This is a genomic window from Actinoallomurus vinaceus, assembly GCF_039542055.1.
Taxonomy (GTDB): domain Bacteria; phylum Actinomycetota; class Actinomycetes; order Streptosporangiales; family Streptosporangiaceae; genus Actinoallomurus; species Actinoallomurus vinaceus.
In genome coordinates, this window is record NZ_BAABHK010000010.1 from 310,899 (window position 1) to 328,577 (window position 17,679).

Consider the following 17,679-nt stretch of genomic DNA (forward strand, 5'->3'; position numbering starts at 1 on the left):
CTTTGCGGTGCGATGGGGAGGTTGTGAGCAGTGCTCGCACGATCGGCACGAAACCCGCTGGTCATCGTCCTAGGCGCAGGGGTCGTCCTGATCGTCGGCAACGCTCCCCCAGCCCTGGCAGCGAGCGACACCCCATCACCGACGCCCAAGACGGAATCACCGTCCACGTCGGCGTCACCGACGAAGAGCGCGACGGACACTCCGACTCCGACACCGCCGGCGCCGGTGCTTCACGTAACACTCAGCCGTACGAGCAGTGGCGCGATCCATGCGGGTAGTGCGGTCTCCTACACGGCGCATGTCTACAGCGAGAAGACCAGCGTCGACGACGTCAGGTTGAGCCTCGGCGCGAATCAGGGGTCCAGCCTTAGCGCTCGGTGCACGACGTCCGCAGGGCTGTGCAAGCTCGGCAGTGTCGACTCCTCAGGCGAGAACATCGACCTGACGATCACGGTCTCCTCCAAGCTGACCAGCGGGACGGTCACCGTGTCGGCCTATGCGTTCTCCGGGTCTGTTCACCGCTCCACGTCTTCAGCGTTCAAGGTGACCAAGAAGCCGACGCCGACCAAGTCCGCGACACCGAAGCCTTCGCATTCCAGCGGATCGGGGTCGGGCAGTGGGTCGGGGTCCGGGAGCGGGAGTGGGTCGGGGACGTCGACGCCGACGGGAAACCTGAACTCCGGCACCGGGACGAACGGCGCGAACACCTCGCCGTCGGTCGCCGCGCAGAACAACCCGGCGCTGCCGAACATCGGGCAGGGCCAGAACAACACTCAGGGGCAGGATCCGGCAACGGCACCGATGCAGAATGCCGGCAACTCGCAGTCGATGCAGAACGCCGCCGACGGGCCGGACGAGCTGACGTTCGACAAGCTGGCCAGCACGCAGGCGGCCTGGCTGGCCGCGCTGCTGGTGGCGTTCGGGCTGCTGCTGACGCAGGTGCGGCTCGGCAAGGCGAACACCAAGGACGCCAACGCCGTCGCCAAGCCGAAGGGCGCTCACCGTAAGATCCGCGGCCCCCGCCGCGCGCGCTGACGGACCTCGCGTAACGAACGGCCCCCGCTCCCGACGACAGCGTCGGGAACGGGGGCCGTTTCGCACACAAAATGCTGTCGGATCGCGCATCCGTCCTGGTCGGCAATGGGCCTGAAGGCCGTTTGTGTGCAGGCGGGACCGAACGTCGCCACGCGGCCGGGGAAAACCGGTTGGCGGAGCTCTGCGAAGCCGGTGAGGCTCGGCTCCGTGAGCCCGATGCTGCCACCGACCGCTACCGACGACGACCTGGTGCGGGTGCTGGGGAACGCCCCTCGCGCGACCGCGGCGTACTTCACGCTGCTCGGCAGGGGCATGACGGCGGTTCCAGCGATCCGGCAGCGTCTGCGGGACGCCGACGCGGGCGTGCGCGAGCAGTGCTGCCGCCTCCTCGACCAGTTGCTCGTCGAGGACGCGCTGGACGACCTGGTCGCGATGCTCGACGAAGAGAACGCCCGGGTACGCGTCGCCGCCCTCCACGCGCTGTCGTGTGGCCGCTGCAAGCAGGATTCCTGCCGCCCCGCCAAGGGCTCCGTGCTGCCCCCAGCGATCCGGCTGCTGGCGCAGGACCCCGATCCGCACGTCCAGGCGATGGCTGTCGAGCTCGTCGGTCGGTTGGTTGGTGCATCGCAGTGCCGACGCGGAGGCGGCACTGGTCCGTTCGCGGGACGGAGACGCGTCGCCGACCGTACGGAAGAAGGCGGGCTGGTACGCCCCTGGCGGGACGATCCACCGTAAGACCCGCGGGCAGGCCCGTCGCCCGCGTCGCCCCGGCAACCCGCACGAGCCCTCCCGGCGGCCGGAAGCATCGGTGGCCGCGCGAAAGCGCGCGGCAGCCAAGAGGCGGCCCGCCTCATGCCGCCGACATCGCCGTACGGCCGACGCTCGCGGCTTAAGTCCCGGCGGCCGAACGAGCCGTGACCGCACGAGCCGCCCTGGCGACCGCACGCGCCGTTCCAGTAACCGCACGAGCCATCCCGATGACCGAACGACTCGGGCCGAGGGAGACCGGGACGAGTCAGCGCGCCGACGCCGTCCGCCTCCGCCGTCTGCGGTGTCGCGTGTCAGGGCGAGGTCACCGGTCGTTCGTGAGACGGGCGGCTCGGGCGTTGAGGTAGCGCTGCTGGGGAAGGCTGGTCGTGCGCCGGGCCGCCGCCGCGTAGGCCGTACGGGCCTCCGCGGGATGTCCGGCCATCTCCAGCAGGTGCGCGCGGACCGCGGTCGGGCGGTGGTCCGCCGGGAGCCGGTCCTCCTGTTGTTCCAGCCGGGTGAGCAGGTCGAGGGCCTCCTGTGGGCTGTGGGCCATGGCGACGGCGACGACGTGGTTCAGGCGCACGACGGGGTTGTCGCGGATCCGCAGCAGCAGTTCGTACAGCGCGAGGATCTGCGGCCAGTCGGTCGCCTCGGCGTTCGGCGCCTCGTCGTGCAGCGCGGCGATCGCCGCCTGGAGCTGGTACGGGCCGGGTGCCCCCTGGGAGAGCGCCCGGGTGATGAACGCGAGGCCCTCGGCGATGAGGTCGGTGTTCCATAGCGTGCGATCCTGTTCGGCCATGGGGATCAACGTGCCGTCCGGCCCGGTGCGCGCGGCGCGGCGCGCGTCGGTGAGCAGCATGAGTGCGAGCAGGCCCGTCACCTCGCCGTCGTCGGGAAGCAGCCGGTGGACGAGGCGGGCCAGCCGGATCGCCTCGGCCGCCAGGTCGGGCCGCTGCAGGTCCGGGCCTGCGGTGACGGCGTAGCCCTCGGTGAAGACGAGATAGAGGACGTGGAGGACGGCGCCCAGCCGGTCGGCGCGGTCGGCGGCGCCCGGCGGTTCGAAGGGGAGGCCGCTGTCCCTGATGCGCTGCTTGGCGCGGGTGATGCGCCGGGTCATGGTCGCCTCCGGCACGAGGAACGCGCGGGCGATCTCCGCGGTGCTCAGGCCGCCGACCGCCCGCAGCGTGAGCGCGATCTGCGAGGCGGGCGACAGCGCGGGGTGGCAGCAGAGGAACAGCAGGATGAGCGCGTCGTCCGCGTCGGCGGGCCGGTCCGCGGCGGGCGCGAGCCACCGATCGGGCGGGATCGACCGGGCGACGAGGTCCTCGCGGCGGCGTCGCGCCTGTTCGCTGCGGAGCAGGTCGGTCAGCCGACGCGAGGCGACGGTGATCAGCCACGCCCGCGGGTCGGCGGGGAGACCGTCCTTCGCCCACTGGGCGGAGGCGGCGAGGAACGCCTCCTGCACGGCGTCCTCGGCCGCGTCGAAGTGACCGTAGCGGCGGACGACCGCGCCGAGGACCTGCGGCGCCAGTCGACGCATCAGGTCCTCGGTGCCGCCCTCGGTCACGAGCTCACAGGTCCGGCTCCGCCGCCGAGCCGACGATCGGCCGGATGTCCACGTGCCACTCGTTGTCGAGGGTGGCTCCCTTCGGATGGGGGGTGTCCGCCAGGCGGGCGGCGATCTCGGTCGCCCGGTCGAAGCTCGCGCAGTCGACGATCGTGTACCCGGCGAGAACCTCCTGGGTCTCGGCGTACGGCCCGTCGGTGACCACGGGGACGCCGTCCCGGAGACTGACCCTCCGGGCGTGCACCGGGGCGGTCAGGCCCTGGGCGTCGACGAACTCTCCGGACTCGACGAGGTCGTTGTTCCACTTACCCATGAACGCGTGCAGCGCCGCGGCGTCCTCCGGCGACCAGGCCGGCCGGTCGCCTGACGTCCCACTGATGGCGTCGTAGTCCCGCTGCGATCCATAGATCAAGATCATGTACTTCACGATCTCTCCTCTCCGCCGGCACCCGTTCCGGTGCCTCTCACCCGGGATGTCGGAGCCGGCGGCGCGATCCGGACACGTAGTTCGCGGATCCACTGAGGCCACCGTACGGACTCCGCCGCGACCTGGGGAAGCGCCCCCGTTCAGCGTGTTCTTGCGAGAAACCCCGGGCCTTCACTTCAGGCCCGGGAGGAATCGCATCCTGATCTTTGCGGTGCGCAGCGCCGCAGCAGCGTTCTGGAAGGCTATGGCCAGCGCGCTCCTACTTTCCCTGCGAATAGGGGTTCGATTTCCCAGTACAGTGACGTAAAGCGATGATAACGTCGCGGTCCGTGAAGGTTGTGGTGCAGGTGAAACTGGTGCCGACGCCTGTGCAGGCGGCGGCGCTGAAACACACCCTGCGTACGGTCAACGAAGCCGCATGCTGGGTCTCTGGTGTGGCCTTCGCCCGGGGTGTTCCGCGTGAGTACGAACTGCGTAAGCACACCTATGCCGAGCTCAGGGAAACTGGTCTGGGCGCGCAGGTCGCCCAGCATGTGATCAAGAAGGTCCGGGACGCCTACACCAGCCTGCACGCCAACCTGCGGGCGGGGAACCTGGGCAAGAAGGGCTCCAAGCGGCGGATCAAGGTCGAGTCCAAGCCGATCGCTTTCCGGCCCCAGGCGGCCCAGCCGTATGACGATCGGTGTCTCAGCTGGCAGTACGACGCCCAGACCGTTTCGATCTGGACCACCGCGGGCCGATTGAAGGGCGTGCACTTCGCCTGCTCACCGAACGCGCTCAAGCAGCTGACCACCCACCGCAAGGGCGAGAGCGACCTGGTCGAACGCGATGGAATGTTCTACCTGATCGCCACCTGTGAGGTGCCCGAAGCCGAGACGCGTGAGCCGGGCGGCTTCATCGGGGTGGATTTGGGCATCGTCAACATCGCCACGACCTCCACCGGTTACCGGGCCGCCGGACGCAAGCTGAACCGTTACCGCAGGCGGCAGCTCGCCCTGCGGGCCAAACTGCAGAAGAAGGGCACCAAGTCCGCCAAGAGACTCCTGGCCAAGCAGCGCCGGAAGGAATCGCGGCGGGCCAAGGACATCAACCACCGCATCTCTAAGACGATCGTGACCGAGGCTGAACGCACCGGACGCGGAATCTCCCTGGAAGAACTCACAGGGATCCGTGAACGGGTACGGCTCCGCAAGCCCCAACGGGTCGCGCTGCACTCCTGGGCCTTCGCCCAACTTGGAGAATTCATCGTCTACAAGGCACGCCGGGCCGGTGTTCCTGTCGTGTTCGTCGACCCCGCCTACTCTTCCCAGCAGTGCGCCGAGTGCGGGCATGTCGACCGGCTCAACCGGGTGTCTCGAGCGGTGTTCACTTGCCGGGGTTGCGGCGTCGTTGCGCACGCGGACCGGAACGCTTCCCGTGTTCTGGCCCGAAGGGGCCAGGGCGCGTGGGATGCGGGGCGGACGTCACACGTCCCGGCCACCAGCCCACGAAGCTGATGGCCAAGACGCGGCAGACCACCTCACAGCCAGTGAGGCTCTAGCCGCAAGCTCGGCCCTTTCAGGACCGAGAAGCTGACTCGCCGAGCCAGTTGCCGTGGAAGCCCGCCGGCACGCGGCGCGGGAGGCGTACGGAGGCGACGAACTCCAGCTCGGCGGCGTCGAGGACGAGCAGTTCCGAGCCGTCGCCGGCGCGGTCGGTGACGATCGACAGCAGCCATCCGGCGTCCTCGGCGCGGGCGTCGGCCGCGGGGACGAACACCGCCTCACCGGGAGACCTCCCCAGGTCCCGTACGTGGCTGCCGCCGGTGCGGGTGTCGTACTTGACGATCGCGTCGCCGGTGACGGTGTAGAGGAAGCGGCTGGCCCTGCCGAGCCGTTCGTCGTTGAGGGTGGGGAACTCGACGTTGCGGTCGTCGAGCGGCTCCTCCTTGACCGCGCCGGTCGCCGGGTCGAGCGTCCACCGGTAGAGGGACGCGCCTCCGCTCGCCGCCGCGGCGGCGGCCGGATCGGGTGCGCCCCCGATGCGCCCCCAGGAGCCGGTGAACCCGGCGCGGGTGTAGCGGACGGCGTCGAGGGTGATGCGACCCTCGGCGTCCTCGCAGGCGTTGCCGACGTGGAAGACGTAGCAGGGGTCGATGGGGTACCAGCGGGTCTCGCCGCCGTCCCGCGGCATCACCCCGAGCCGCGCGCCGTACGCGTCGTCCCAGCGGTACGGCATGCCGGATCCGAGAAGGTTCATGTCGAACACCACCGGCAGGTCCAGCCAGATCACGTGGTGCTCGGTGATCGTGAAGTCATGGATCATCGTCGGTCCGGGGACGTCCACGACGCGGCTCTCCACCAGCTCGCCCGCCGCGGAGAGGCGGTGGTAGGTGAGGTACGGGGGGACGAAGCCGTAGCCGAAGAAGTGCAGCTCGCCGGTGACCGGGTCGGTCTTCGGGTGCGCGGTCATGGCGGTCGTCAGCCGGCCGCCGAAGTCGTACGGCCCGACGGTGTCCAGCTCGGGCGTCATCTCGTACGGCAGGCCGGTCTCGACCAGGGCGAGGATGCGGCCCGCGTGCCGGATGACGCTCGTGTTGGCCGGCGTCGCGGTCAGGTCCACGCCGTCCGGGCCGACGAACGGCGCGCCTTCCAGCTCACGGGTCCGGACCCAGCGGTTGCGGTACCACTCTGCGCGGCCGTCGCGGAGCCGTACGCCGTGGAGCATGCCGGCCCCGGCGAACCAGTGCCCGGGGTCCTGGCCGGGGAGGGGGTTGGGGCCGTTGCGGAAGTAACGGCCGGTCAGTTCGGGGGGCAGGGTGCCGGTGACCGGCAGGTCGACGGCGTCGACCTCGTCGGGGACCGGGGCCTTCAGGCCGGTGAGGTAGTCGGGGAGGTTCATCGGGCGGCGGCCTTCTGGTGGCGGGCCTGGACGGTCTCGGGGTAGCGGGCGGTGAACAGCGCCGGGAGGACGAAGCCGGCGACCTTGACGGCGATGCTCAGCCCGGTTGAGTGGGGGGCGACGTCGACCAGTACGGCCAGCACGACCGCCATCGCGGTGAAGGAGAGCGCCCACGCGGCGGTGATGACGGCGTTGACCCGGTAGAAGATCGGGCTGTCGTGGATCTCGGGCGGGGTCATCGTCCGGGCGATGCCGAGGGTGAACGGCTTGCGGATGGCCAGGGATCCCCAGGCGACCAGGGCGAGCCACGCGTCGGAGACGGCCGAACCGTAGGCGCCGAGGGGCGCCTTGGCCACGGCGAACGCCGCGATGGCGAGCGCGCCGAAGAACGCCGCCGAGGTCATCTCGATGATCAGAGCGTCCCAGGGGCGACCCTTCCGGCGGTCGGCCGCGACGAGCAGGACCGCCAGGACGGCGCCGACGAGCGCGCCGTACCGGGAGTCGTGCGAAGTGCTGATCACCGCGAAGGCGATCCAGGGGAGGAAGGTGCGGAGGTAGCTGAGCACGGGAGGCTCCTGGTGACGTTCCAGTAGTGACAGGTCGAAAGTAGAACCTCCACTAGCGACATGTCAACTGTGGAATGTAAGCTCGGTCCATGAGCCTCCGACATGCCGTACTCGGCCTACTGTCCGAAGGGCCCGCCAGCGGCTATGACCTGCTAAAGATATTCGAGATCTCCCTGGCCAACGTCTGGCCGGCCACCCAGAGCCAGCTCTACGGCGAGCTCGGACGGCTCGCCGACGCCGGGTTCGTCACGGTGGTGGCCGAAGGCCCCCGGGGACGCAAGGAGTACGCGATCACCGACGCCGGCCGGGCCGAGCTGCACCGCTGGCTGGTCGAGGTCGAGCCCACCCCGGTGGCCCGCCGCAGCGACATGCTGCTGCGCGTGTTCTTCCTCGGCGTGCTCGAGCCCGAGGAGGCCCGCACGTACCTCCGCCGCCGGGCCGAGGCCGCGGACGAGAACCACCGCAACCTCAGCGAGCTGCGCAAGGTCGTCTCCGAAGGGGAGGACTCGCTGTCGGTGTACGGCCGGATGGCCCTCGAATGGGGCCTGCGCTTCACCGCCACCCAGCGCGACTGGGCCGAATGGGCCGAGCAGGAGCTCGACCGGATCCGGAAGCCGCAAGGCGCCTCGGAGTCGTGATCCCCTAGATCCTGGAGACGCGGAAGGCCGGCCCCTTCCGGAACGTTCGGAGAGGACCGGCCGGACAAATCCGCCCGCGTCGGATCGACCGCCGCGGCGGGCCGCTGGATCAGGTGTGGGGCTGGGCGGTGAGGTACCGGTTACCCGTCTTGATCGCGTTCCACGAGGCGGTCAGCGACGCGGTGTGGACGGTGTTGTTCGCGGGGTCCCACCAGATGAGCTTCTTCCCGGATGTGTTGTAGCCGAAGATGACCATGAAGTGCCCGGCCTTGTCACGCGAATGCGGCCCCCACGGCTTCGCACCGACCAGCACCCGGGCGATGACCCCGTGGTGCCTCTTCCCGACATTGTCGACCACCACGTTCCACACGAAGCCCGCGTTGTTGGGGTGGAAGTTCTGATATCTCTCGTCCAGCCGCGGGCTGAGGGCGCGGTTGAGACCTTCCGGAAGCTTGTCGGAACCGGTTCCGTTCTTGTTGGTCTTCATCCACCCGGCGAGCGTCTTCTGGCTTGGCAGATGGCGCCCCCAGGTCGATATGACCGCCCGCACCGACGCTGGACCACACCAGACGGACGTCTGCTGTTTCTGCCCGGTGAGCTTGAGTTTCTTCACGGCCGCCGTCTCGACCGGCGACGCCGACGGGGCTTGCGCCACGACTACCGTGCGCACGGCGGCCGACGAGGGGACGGTGGCCGCCTGGGCTCCGGCCGGGAGGGCCAAGAGCAGTGGCGGGGTCAGGACGAGGGCGGAGGCGAGCAAACGAGCCTTTGCCACAAGAGCCTCTTTCGGGGAGGTAGAAGGCGGTGGAAAGGACCGGTCCGGGTGATCAGTATTGGGGGCTCATAACGCCACAGACAGGGCCTGACGCCTCATTTCGCATTGGGCCACCGGACCCACCGCGGGCCTGGGCGCGACCGGCCCGAGCAAGGGAAATCGCATGGAGCGGCCCGCCGCCCCGAACACGCCGATGACCGGCCCGCCCCAACACGCCGACGGCCGGTCCTCTCCGGTGTCTCGGAGAGGACCGGCCGTTGCCGTATGGGTTCCGCGTATGCCGCGGTCAGGCGGGCGTCCGGCTCAGCTGGGGTAGAAGCCGAGGAGGTTCTTGCCGCCCTTCGAGATCGCGGTCCAGGACGAGCTCAGCGACGAGTGGTGGAAGGTGTTGTCCGCCGGGTCCCACCAGTACAGCTGCTTCCCGTGGGAATCGGAGTGGTAGCCGTAGATGACCATGACGTGGCCGGTCTTGTTGCTCGAATGCGGCGACCAGGGCTTCGCACCGGCCAGCACCCGGGCGACGACCGCGTGCTTCTGCTTGCCGACGGCGTAGTTGACCGCGTTCCATACGAAGCCCGCGGACGTGGGATGGAGATTCTGGTAGTACGACCCGCGATGGATGACGCGGTTGATGCCGATCGCGACCCAGGCGGTGCCGGTCCCGTTCGGCGCCTTGGTGTGCATGTACCCGGCGATCGTCTTCTGGCTGGGCAGAGACTTCTTCGGCATCCACGTCGACGCGACGGCACGCCCGGCGGCCGGAGCACAGTAGTAATAGTTCGACTGCTCCTGCGTGACCAGCTTCACCGTCTTCGTGACCGCGGCCGCCGACACCGTGCCGGCGGGCTGCGCCGGAACGGCCGCGGACGAGGAAACGGCGGACGAGGAGACGGTGGACGCCTGGGCACCGGTCGCGGCTGCGAGGAGGAGCGGCGACGTGAGGGCGAGGGCGGAGGCGAGTATGCGAACCTTTGCCACAAGGGCCTCTTTCGGGGGTTGACAGGCGGGGGAAAGGACCGGTCCGGCTGATCAGTATTGGGTTCGGATAACGCCACAGACAGGGCCTGTAGCCTCATTTCGGATTGAGCCGCAGGACCCATGGGAATCGCGCGCGTCTGGGCACCCTCGGTCCTGGGAAGGGGGATCGCGTGGGGCGGTCCGCCGCCCCGAACACGCCGATGACCGGCCCGCCCCAACATGCCGATGGCCGGTCCGCTCCGAACCCGTCGGAGAGAACCGGCCATGACGGATCCGCCGCAGAGGCGGATCGATCACCGCGGCGAGCCGCTCGATCAGGTGTGGGGCTGGGCGGTGATGTACCGATTGCCCTTGTTGATGGCGTTCCACGACGCGGTCAGCGAGGCGGTGTGGCGGGTGTTGTCCCACGGGTCGTACCAGTAGAGCTTCTTGCCGGCGGTGTTGTAGCCGTAGATGACCATGACGTGGCCGGTCTTGTCGCCCGTGTGCCGTCCCCACGGCTTGTAGCCGAACAGCACGCGGGCGATCACCGCGTGATGCCTCTTCCCGACGTTGTCGACCACCACGTTCCACACGAAGCCCGCGTTGTTCGGGTGGAAGTTCATGTACCTCTCGTCCAGCCGCGGGCTGAGGGCACGGTTGAGACCGTCCGGAACCCGGTCGCTGGCGGTTCCGTTCTTCTTGGTGGTCTTCATGTAGCCGGCGAGTGTCTTCTGGCTGGGCAGATGCCTTCCCCAGGTCGAGATGACGGCCCGTACGGAAGCGGGAGCACAGTAGTAATTCGTGCTCTGCTTCTGCCCGGTCAGTTTGAGCTTCTTCAGGGTCGCGATCTCGACCGGCGACCCCGATTGCGGGATCTGTACCGCGGCCGCCGCGGGCGCGGAGGCCGACGAGGGGGCGGTGGCCGCCTGGGCTCCGGCCGGCAGGGCCAGGAGCAGGGGCGGGGTCAGGACGAGGGCGGATGCGAGCAGACGAGCCTTTGCCACAAGGGCCTCTTTCGGGGGTTGACAGGCGGGGGAAAGGACCGGTCCGGGTGATCAGTATTGGGGGCTCATAACGCCACAGACAGGGCCTGCAGCCCTATTTCGCATTGGGCCCCCGGACCTTCTTCCGGGGCGGGGACGGCGAGTGGCCCGGGCACGAACGGCCGCCGGCGGAACCGACGTGACGGACAGCGGAGATGAGCGACGCTCACCGAGTCGCTCATCCTGGAGCGGATCCGGGAGTCTGGGCGCGACGCGTCCTGGGAAGGGAGATCGCATGGAGCTGTTCCCCGCGATGCCGCTCGCCGAATGGCAGGACACCAAAGAGACCATCCACCGATTCGCCCAGGTGATCGGGAAGGTACGGCTCGCCGCGGGAATCCGGCGCAACCACTGGTGGGGCGTTCCCTTCCATCTGACGGGACGCGGGCTGACGACCCGGCCGACGGGCAGGGCCGACGGCGGTCCGATCTTCACCATCGACTTCGACTTCGTCGCCCATCGGCTGATCGTCACCACGCTGGACGGCGAGGCGGCGTCGTTCTCGCTGTACGGCCGGTCGGTCGCGGCGTTCTATCGGGACACCCTGCGTGTGCTGGCCGATCTGGGGATCGACGTCGACCTGACCATCCCGCGGCCGTTCGACCTGCCGGACTCCGGCCGGCCGTTCGCCGAGGACACCGAGCACGCGGCGTACGACCCCCTGCTGGCCACGCGGTACTGGCGGGTGCTGAGCCAGGTCAACCTCCTGCTGGAGGAGTTCGCCGCGGAGTACTCGGGGAAGATCAGCCCGGTCCACCACTTCTGGCACACGTTCGACATCGCGTGCACGCGGTTCTCCGACCGCCGGGTCGACCAGCCGCCCGAGGTCGATCCGGTGACCCGCGAGGCGTACTCCCGCGAGGTGATCAGCTTCGGCTTCTGGTTCGGTGACGAGTCGTTCCCCGAGCCGGCCTTCTACTCCTACACGGCCCCCGAGCCCGGCGGGCTGGCCGAAGAGCCGCTGGCCCCCGCGGCCGCGCGCTGGACGCCGTTGCGGGGCGGCCACCTGGCCGTCCTGCGGTACGACGACGCGCGGGCCGAGCCCGATCCCCGCGCCGCCGTGCTGGCGTTCTACGAGAGCGCCTACCAGGCCGGGGCCCGCCTCGCCGGCTGGGACATCGCCGGGCTCACCTCACCCGGCGGCGTCACCGACCCGCACTGAAGCGACCCGCCGCCCAGGTGACGACCGCGCCTCGAGGCCGCCGGAAACGGTGGCCCCCCGGGGGGCCGGCGGGTTCCCTGGGAGCCCACGGCTTCCACGGGAGCTGGGGTCCCCTCGGGGACTGGCGGGTTCCCCGGGAGCCGGCGGGCTCGGCGGCGGGCCGGTGGGCTCAGTCGCGCATCAGTTCGTGGCAGGCGATGGCCGTGGCGGCGACCACGTTGAGGGAGTCGACGCCCAGCTCCATCGCGCCCGCGCTCATGGGGATGCAGACCGGATGGTCGGCCTCCCGCAGCCAGCGCGAGGACAACCCGTCGCCCTCCGTGCCGAGCAGGAGGGCGGCCCGCTCTCCCCGCGGCACCTTGTGCAGGGGGACCGCCGACTGGTCCGGGGTCAGGGCGAGCAGCGTGAACCCGGCGGCGCGTACCTCGGCCAGGCCGTCGCGCCAGTCGCCCATCCGGGCGTACGGAATGGCGAACACCGCGCCCATCGACACCTTCACCGACCGCCGGTAGAGCGGGTCGGCACACCGGGGCGACAGGATCACGGCGTCGATCCCCAGTGCCGCCGCACACCGGAAGATGGCCCCGACGTTGCCGTGGTCCACCAGATCCTCGAGCACGAGGATCCGGCGCGGGACCTCGCCGCGCCCGCCGGTCCCCTGGCCGGGCAGGTCACCGGCCAGCACGCCGGCGACCGAGGGCAAGGGCAGGCGCTCCATCGAGGCCAGCGCCCCGCGGTGCACGGCGAACCCGGTCACCGCCTCGACCACGTCATCGTCCGCGACGTACACGGGAGCGTCGCCGAACACGTCGGACAACGGCTCGACCCATCGCCGTGCCGTCAGCACCGACCGCACCGGATATCCGGTCGCCACCGCCCGCCGGATGACCTTCTCCCCCTCGGCCATGAACAGTCCGTGCTCGGCCTCCAGGCTCTTGCGCAGGTTGACGTCGCGCAGGCGCACGTAGTCGGCGAGCCGCGGGTCGGCGGGGTCGGTCACGGTGATCAGGCGGGCCATGACCTTCAGTATCGCGCCACGCCGGGAGTGAACACGATCGTGACCGCTGCCCGGCGCCTCGGACGCGGCCGAGACGCTCGCCGTGATGGCCGCGGACGGGAATGTGGACGAGAGTCACCAAAGGGTTGACGCGCGCTTGACAGGCCGATCCGCGCCGTCAGTGCGGAGCGGCCGGTGCGACTCAGAGTGACGGAACGACCGCATCACGGGGGCCGACGATGAACGGACGGTGAGAACGGTCGACGCCCCGGTCCGGCGGGGTCTCGGCGCACGATGGCGCGCTCCGGATACCGGAAATACGCTTCCGGAACCGGACACCGCAGGGTTTGCAGTTGATCTTTACTGGACTGACCTGCGGCATCATCGTATTTGATCATCTTTGTTACGAATTGCGAAGACCGCTACAGTTCCGCTCTACACTCAGCCCTGACCGCCGGGAGATGGGACAGCTGTGAGCCGACGTCGCCGCAACGACATGCCCCCGGGTGAGATGCCCGGCGACGGCCATCCGCCGTCGGGAGACGGTCACGCCACCGGACCCCGGGCGTACGGCGACGGTTCCGGTCCCTTCGCGCCGCGCCCGTCCGGGTGGGGCGCTCCCGGCAACGACGCGCAGGGCGCCTACGGCGCCGCCGGCGGCCCGGGCCCGAACGAGCGGCCTGGTCAAGGCAACGTTCCCTACGGCGCCGGCAACTCCGGCCCGAGTGAGCGCGACGACAACGGCAGTGGCTCGTACGGTCCGGGCGGCGGCCGGCCGAGCGAACGCGACCCTTACGGCAACGGCTCGTACGGTCCGGGCGGCGGCCCGCCGAGCGAACGCGACCCCTACGGCAACGGCTCCTACGGGACCGGCGGCGGCCCGCCGAGCGAACGCGACCCCTATGGCTCTTACGGACCCAGTGGCGGCCGCCCGGGTGAGCGCGACCCCTACGGCAACGCCCCGTCCGGGGCCGGCGGCCGCCCGGGTGAGCGCGACCCGTACGGCCGCGGCCCCTCCGGAGCGGGCGGCGGCCCGCCGGGCGAACGCGACGGCTACGACAACGGCTCCTATGACTCCCCCTCCTATGTGGCGAGCGGCGGGTTCTTCGGCCGGCAGGGCGGCGGCCTGGCCGGGCCCGGCGGTGGCTCCGGTTACGACGGCGGTCCCGGGTACGGCGGTGGGCCGGGGCAGCCGGGAGGCGGCACCGGTTCCGGTCAAGGCGGGCAGGGCCGCGGCCCGGGAGAAAGCGGTCCCGGAGGTCCGGGGCGTCCGGGCTCCGGCGGGCCGGGACAGGGCGGCTTCGACGACGGCCGATCGGGGCCTCCCCCGTCCGGCGCGGGTCGGCGCCGGGCTCAGCGGCGGCGCTCCATCAGCGCCCTGGTCGGCCCGCTGGCGGGTGCGGTCGGGCTGGCCATCCTGCTCGGCGCGGGCGTGTACGCCCTCGCCGACAGCAGCAAGTGCGGCGGCACGCCGATCGATCTCAAGGTCGCGGCGGCGCCCGACATCGCGCCGGCGGTCAGTGACATCGCCACGTCGTTCACCAAGGAGAGGCACTCCGTCGACGGCAAGTGCGTCAAGGCGACGGTGAAGGCCGCCGACCCGGCGAGCACGTCCACCATCCTGTCCGGTCAGGGCGTGGTGCCGGGCGACGTGTCCCCGGACGTGTGGATCCCGGACTCGTCGCTGTGGATCACGCTGATGCGCAGTTCCCCGAAGGGCGCTGCCGCCGTCCGCAGCACGCCGACGAGCGTGGCCGAGACCCCGCTCGTCGTCGCGACCACCCGGGCCTTCGCCAACAAGATCCACAACCAGGGCATCCGGCCGACCTGGGACATGCTGCTCAAGGCCACCGACGCCCTCGCCGCGGGCGCGGTCAGCAAGAACGACATGCTCCCGGCCGACTCCGTGCACCTGCAGATCCTCGACCCGGGCCGCAACGCGGGCGGGCTGGGCGCGGTCGTCATGACGCGGATGCTGCTGCAGGGCGACCCGAACGCCGACGCGATCTTCACCCAGATCACGCGCAAGGTGCAGAACAGCATCTCGCCGAACACCCAGGCGCTGTTCGCCAGCTTCCACCGGAACCTGCACGGCCGGGCGCCCGTGGTGATCGCTCCCGAGCAGGCGGTCTGGAAGTACAACCAGGGCAAGCCCGCCGCGCCGGCCAGCGCGATCTATCCCAACGAGGGCATGCTCAGCCTCGACCACCCGTTCGCGCTGACCACCGACGATGACGCGAAGGTCCGCGCGGCGGCGCTGCTGGAGAAGGCGATGAGCACCGAGCAGGCCCATGCCGCGGTGCGCGCTCTCGGGTTCCGCACGCCCGACGGCCGGGCGGGCACCGGGTTCGGCAGCGCGAACGGCCTGAGCCCGCGGATCCCGCGAGCCCTCCCGACACCGGCGTCGAACGACGTCACCGACGTCATGCAGGCCTGGACGAAGCTGTCGCTGCGCACCCGGATGCTGACGCTCCTCGACGTCTCCGGGTCCATGTCGCAGCCGGTCGGCAAGGGCGTCACGCGGATGGAGGCGACCGCCCAGGTGGCCCAGGGCGGCCTGGCGATGCTGCCCGACGACACCGACCTGGGGCTGTGGACGTTCTCCACGAAGCTGCAGGGCACGCAGGACTACCGCACCGAGGTGCCGATCGGCCCGCTGTCGACCCGCCTGGGATCGGGAACGCGCCGCCAGGCGATCTTGTCCGCGCTCGGCCGCGTACGGCCGAAGCCCGACGGCGACACCGGGCTGTACGACTCGGTGCTGGCGGCGTTCCGGTCGATGAAGAAGACGTACAAGACGGGCTACTACAACTCCGTCCTCGTGCTGACGGACGGCAAGGAGGACGACACCAACGGCATCTCGCTGAGCAACCTGCTCCGGACGCTGCGCAAGGAGCAGGACCCGACCGAGCCGATCATGATCCTGTTCATCGGCTTCGGCCCGGACGTGGACATGGCCTCCATGCAGAAGATCGCCGCGGAGACCGACGGCGCGGCGTACCAGGCGATGAAGCCCCAGGAGATCCAGCGGATCTTCCTGAACACGATCGCGCGGCGTATCACGCACTGACCTGCGGAAATCCGGCTCGGCGACCCGCCTGCCGAGTCGGCTGAAAAAAATCTGGAGATCGTGTGAACCAAGGTCTCCGAAGCGGCGTCTTTCATGTGGAGGCCCGACGGGAGCGGGGCGTCGGGCCTCCTTCTCTTTTCCGGGGGCGCGTCCGACACCACACCTCCGGGAGGTCGCTGTGGCCGGTTGGCCCAGTCTCGGTCGCGTCGATGACCGCCGGTTTGCGCAGGAACTGCGCGCCGGCGACGCCACGGCGCTCGCGCAGATCTATGACGTCTACGCGCCACGCCTGTTCGACTACTGCCACGCGCTGTTGCGCGATGAGGATCTGGCGGCGAACGCGCTCCATGATTCCCTGATCGCCGCGCTGACGCATATTGAAAAACTGCGCGAGCCGGAGCGGTTCCGCAGCTGGCTCTACGCGCTCGTACGCAACGAGTGCCTGCGGCTCCTCCGCGACCCGGAGACGCCGGAGGAGCGGCACCCTGCGGCCGAGGAGGCCGACGACACGTTCCTCGACGTCGAGGAGCGCCGCCAACGCCTGGAGACCCGCCGGCTCGTGCAGAGCGCCCTCGCCGGGTTGCCGGGCCGGCACCGCGAGGCGGTGGACCTGGCCGTTCGCCACGAGTTGTCCGCCGAGGAGCTGACCGGCGTTCTCGGCATCTCCGCGCAGCAGGCGATCGACCTGGTCGCCGAGTCCCGCGACGAGCTCGAGGACGCCATCGCCGCCGCCATCATCGCGCGCACCGGCCGGGGCGACTGCCCGAGCGTCGCCGCGCTGGTCGACGAGCACGAGTGGCCGCTGCCGCCGGAGGTCTCCCAGAAGCTCATCCGGCACATCGCCTCCTGCCCGACCTGCCGGGACCGCCGCAACCGCAAGGTGTCGACGAACCGGCTCCTGCAGGTGCTGCCGGTCGCGGCGCTCCCCTCCGGCCTGCGCGAGGCCGTTCTGTCCCTGGCCGCAGCCCGGGACCGGCACGAGGCCCGGACGCACATCGCCCATCGCGCCGAGCCGTTCGACGCCTGGGGCTGGCCGGCGAACGTGGAACGCGTCCGGCCGGCCCGCGAGGACACCCGGAAGGGCGTGCCCCCGCTGTGGCCGACCGTGGGCGCCGCCGCGTGCGTCCTCCTGGTGGCCGGCGCCATCTTCCTGGTCGCCGGCGGATCGTCCTCCCGGCACCCGTCCGGCGACGCGCGGCGCCCCGTCGCGGCGGGGACCGACGCCGTCCCGTCCGACAGCCCGTCGGCCGAGGACAGCCCGGACTCCCCCGAACCGACCCCGACGCCCACGACGCCCACCCCGACCCCCACGCGTACGTCCAGGACACCGACGCCGAAACCATCGACGACCAGGCCGAAGGCGACACCGCGGCCCACCCGCAGCCGGAGGCCGACCACGAAACCCACTCCGGGCACGCTCGCCGTCGAGTCCACCGGGACCGGCGACTCCCGTACGGTGAGGCTCACCGCGCGGGGCGGCACCGTACGCTGGACGGCGAGCTCGGGGTCCTACGTCAACATCACCGGCCTGCTGCGCGGCACGCTCGCGGCGGGGCAGTCGGCCGTCCTGACGGTCACCGCCGACACGGCCTCCGCGTGCGCCGCGACCCCGCCCGTCGAGAAGTCCGGCGTCTCCTTCTCCCCGAACGGCGCGGTCGCGCTGTCGTGGACCTGCTGACGCGGCTCACGAACGGCGCGGACAGGCGCCCGGCGAGCAGGGCCACGGCTCGGCGCCGGGCCGTCTCCGGTGGCGAAGAATCCCGGTCGGGGGTGACGAGGTCCTTACGAACGCACGGGTGTGGTGCCAAG

The 17,679-nt window shown here is 70.6% G+C and carries 15 protein-coding genes; 7 read left to right on the forward strand and 8 right to left on the reverse strand.

Annotated features, from left to right (window positions below; genetic code table 11):
* Positions 1-225 precede the first annotated feature (225 nt).
* Both ABEA24_RS32400 and ABEA24_RS32405 read left to right on the forward strand, forming a co-directional pair.
* Positions 226-1,035 carry a hypothetical protein gene (locus tag ABEA24_RS32400; protein ID WP_345435378.1) on the forward strand — a complete coding sequence of 270 codons (810 nt, stop codon included), beginning with the start codon at positions 226-228 and terminating at the stop codon, positions 1,033-1,035.
* 216 nt (positions 1,036-1,251) lie between these two features.
* Positions 1,252-1,770: a HEAT repeat domain-containing protein gene (locus ABEA24_RS32405; protein WP_345435509.1), complete on the forward strand. Its 519-nt coding sequence runs from the start codon at positions 1,252-1,254 to the stop codon at positions 1,768-1,770.
* A gap of 337 nt (positions 1,771-2,107) precedes the next feature.
* Here the strand turns inward: ABEA24_RS32405 and ABEA24_RS32410 are convergent, their stop codons facing one another.
* The gene (locus ABEA24_RS32410) at positions 2,108-3,325 is read right to left on the reverse strand and encodes an RNA polymerase sigma factor (protein ID WP_345435380.1); all 1,218 of its coding nucleotides are present in this window, start codon (positions 3,323-3,325) and stop codon (positions 2,108-2,110) included.
* A 31-nt stretch (positions 3,326-3,356) separates the two neighbouring features.
* Positions 3,357-3,770 carry a YciI family protein gene (locus tag ABEA24_RS32415; protein ID WP_345435511.1) on the reverse strand — a complete coding sequence of 138 codons (414 nt, stop codon included), beginning with the start codon at positions 3,768-3,770 and terminating at the stop codon, positions 3,357-3,359.
* Between the two features lie 338 nt (positions 3,771-4,108).
* On the opposite strand from ABEA24_RS32415, the gene ABEA24_RS32420 reads away from it, so the two are divergent.
* Positions 4,109-5,275, forward strand: coding sequence for an RNA-guided endonuclease InsQ/TnpB family protein (locus tag ABEA24_RS32420; protein WP_425551259.1), 1,167 nt, complete (start codon positions 4,109-4,111; stop codon positions 5,273-5,275).
* Between the two features lie 61 nt (positions 5,276-5,336).
* Here ABEA24_RS32420 and ABEA24_RS32425 read toward each other — a convergent pair whose 3' ends face one another.
* Together ABEA24_RS32425 and ABEA24_RS32430 are read right to left on the reverse strand one after the other, a co-directional pair.
* Positions 5,337-6,659, reverse strand: coding sequence for a carotenoid oxygenase family protein (locus tag ABEA24_RS32425; protein ID WP_345435384.1), 1,323 nt, complete (start codon positions 6,657-6,659; stop codon positions 5,337-5,339).
* Positions 6,656-7,225 carry a hypothetical protein gene (locus ABEA24_RS32430; RefSeq protein WP_345435386.1) on the reverse strand — a complete coding sequence of 190 codons (570 nt, stop codon included), beginning with the start codon at positions 7,223-7,225 and terminating at the stop codon, positions 6,656-6,658. The genes ABEA24_RS32425 and ABEA24_RS32430 overlap by 4 nt, the downstream gene beginning before the upstream one ends.
* An 89-nt stretch (positions 7,226-7,314) precedes the next feature.
* Here ABEA24_RS32430 and ABEA24_RS32435 point away from each other — a divergent pair, with 89 nt between their 5' ends.
* Positions 7,315-7,863, forward strand: a complete 549-nt coding sequence (locus ABEA24_RS32435; protein WP_345435388.1) for a PadR family transcriptional regulator — start codon at positions 7,315-7,317, stop codon at positions 7,861-7,863.
* A 109-nt stretch (positions 7,864-7,972) separates the two neighbouring features.
* Here the strand turns inward: ABEA24_RS32435 and ABEA24_RS32440 are convergent, their stop codons facing one another.
* The 3 genes from ABEA24_RS32440 to ABEA24_RS32450 all read right to left on the reverse strand — a co-directional run bounded on the left by ABEA24_RS32440 (position 7,973) and on the right by ABEA24_RS32450 (position 10,602).
* Positions 7,973-8,638 (reverse strand): C39 family peptidase, encoded by a 666-nt coding sequence (locus ABEA24_RS32440; protein WP_345435390.1) that lies wholly within the window; start codon positions 8,636-8,638, stop codon positions 7,973-7,975.
* A 303-nt stretch (positions 8,639-8,941) separates the two neighbouring features.
* Positions 8,942-9,616: a C39 family peptidase gene (locus ABEA24_RS32445; RefSeq protein ID WP_345435392.1), complete on the reverse strand. Its 675-nt coding sequence runs from the start codon at positions 9,614-9,616 to the stop codon at positions 8,942-8,944.
* A 314-nt stretch (positions 9,617-9,930) separates the two neighbouring features.
* On the reverse strand, positions 9,931-10,602 hold the full coding sequence (locus tag ABEA24_RS32450; RefSeq protein ID WP_345435394.1) for a C39 family peptidase: 672 nt from the start codon (positions 10,600-10,602) through the stop codon (positions 9,931-9,933).
* A 274-nt stretch (positions 10,603-10,876) separates the two neighbouring features.
* Between ABEA24_RS32450 and ABEA24_RS32455 the strand changes: the two genes are divergently transcribed.
* Positions 10,877-11,803: a DUF5996 family protein gene (locus ABEA24_RS32455; RefSeq protein ID WP_345435396.1), complete on the forward strand. Its 927-nt coding sequence runs from the start codon at positions 10,877-10,879 to the stop codon at positions 11,801-11,803.
* A gap of 169 nt (positions 11,804-11,972) precedes the next feature.
* On the opposite strand, the gene ABEA24_RS32460 is transcribed toward ABEA24_RS32455, so the two are convergent.
* Complete coding sequence (locus tag ABEA24_RS32460; protein WP_345435398.1) at positions 11,973-12,821, reverse strand: TrmH family RNA methyltransferase; 849 nt, start codon at positions 12,819-12,821, stop codon at positions 11,973-11,975.
* A 451-nt stretch (positions 12,822-13,272) separates the two neighbouring features.
* Here ABEA24_RS32460 and ABEA24_RS32465 point away from each other — a divergent pair, with 451 nt between their 5' ends.
* Both ABEA24_RS32465 and ABEA24_RS32470 read left to right on the forward strand, forming a co-directional pair.
* Entirely contained in the window at positions 13,273-15,870 is a 2,598-nt protein-coding gene (locus tag ABEA24_RS32465; protein ID WP_345435400.1) for a substrate-binding and VWA domain-containing protein, read from the forward strand.
* Between the two features lie 178 nt (positions 15,871-16,048).
* On the forward strand, positions 16,049-17,548 hold the full coding sequence (locus ABEA24_RS32470; protein ID WP_345435402.1) for a sigma-70 family RNA polymerase sigma factor: 1,500 nt from the start codon (positions 16,049-16,051) through the stop codon (positions 17,546-17,548).
* Positions 17,549-17,679 lie beyond the last annotated feature (131 nt).

Bases quoted from the DNA above. Each gene is read 5' to 3' on its own strand.
- ABEA24_RS32460 (WP_345435398.1), bottom strand. From the start codon at position 12,821: ATGGCCCGCCTGATCACCGTGACCGACCCCGCCGACCCGCGGCTCGCC.
- ABEA24_RS32455 (WP_345435396.1), top strand. From the start codon at position 10,877: ATGGAGCTGTTCCCCGCGATGCCGCTCGCCGAATGGCAGGACACCAAA.
- ABEA24_RS32415 (WP_345435511.1), bottom strand. From the start codon at position 3,770: ATGATCTTGATCTATGGATCGCAGCGGGACTACGACGCCATCAGTGGG.
- ABEA24_RS32425 (WP_345435384.1), bottom strand. From the start codon at position 6,659: ATGAACCTCCCCGACTACCTCACCGGCCTGAAGGCCCCGGTCCCCGAC.
- ABEA24_RS32435 (WP_345435388.1), top strand. From the start codon at position 7,315: ATGAGCCTCCGACATGCCGTACTCGGCCTACTGTCCGAAGGGCCCGCC.
- ABEA24_RS32405 (WP_345435509.1), top strand. From the start codon at position 1,252: ATGCTGCCACCGACCGCTACCGACGACGACCTGGTGCGGGTGCTGGGG.
- ABEA24_RS32410 (WP_345435380.1), bottom strand. From the start codon at position 3,325: ATGCGTCGACTGGCGCCGCAGGTCCTCGGCGCGGTCGTCCGCCGCTAC.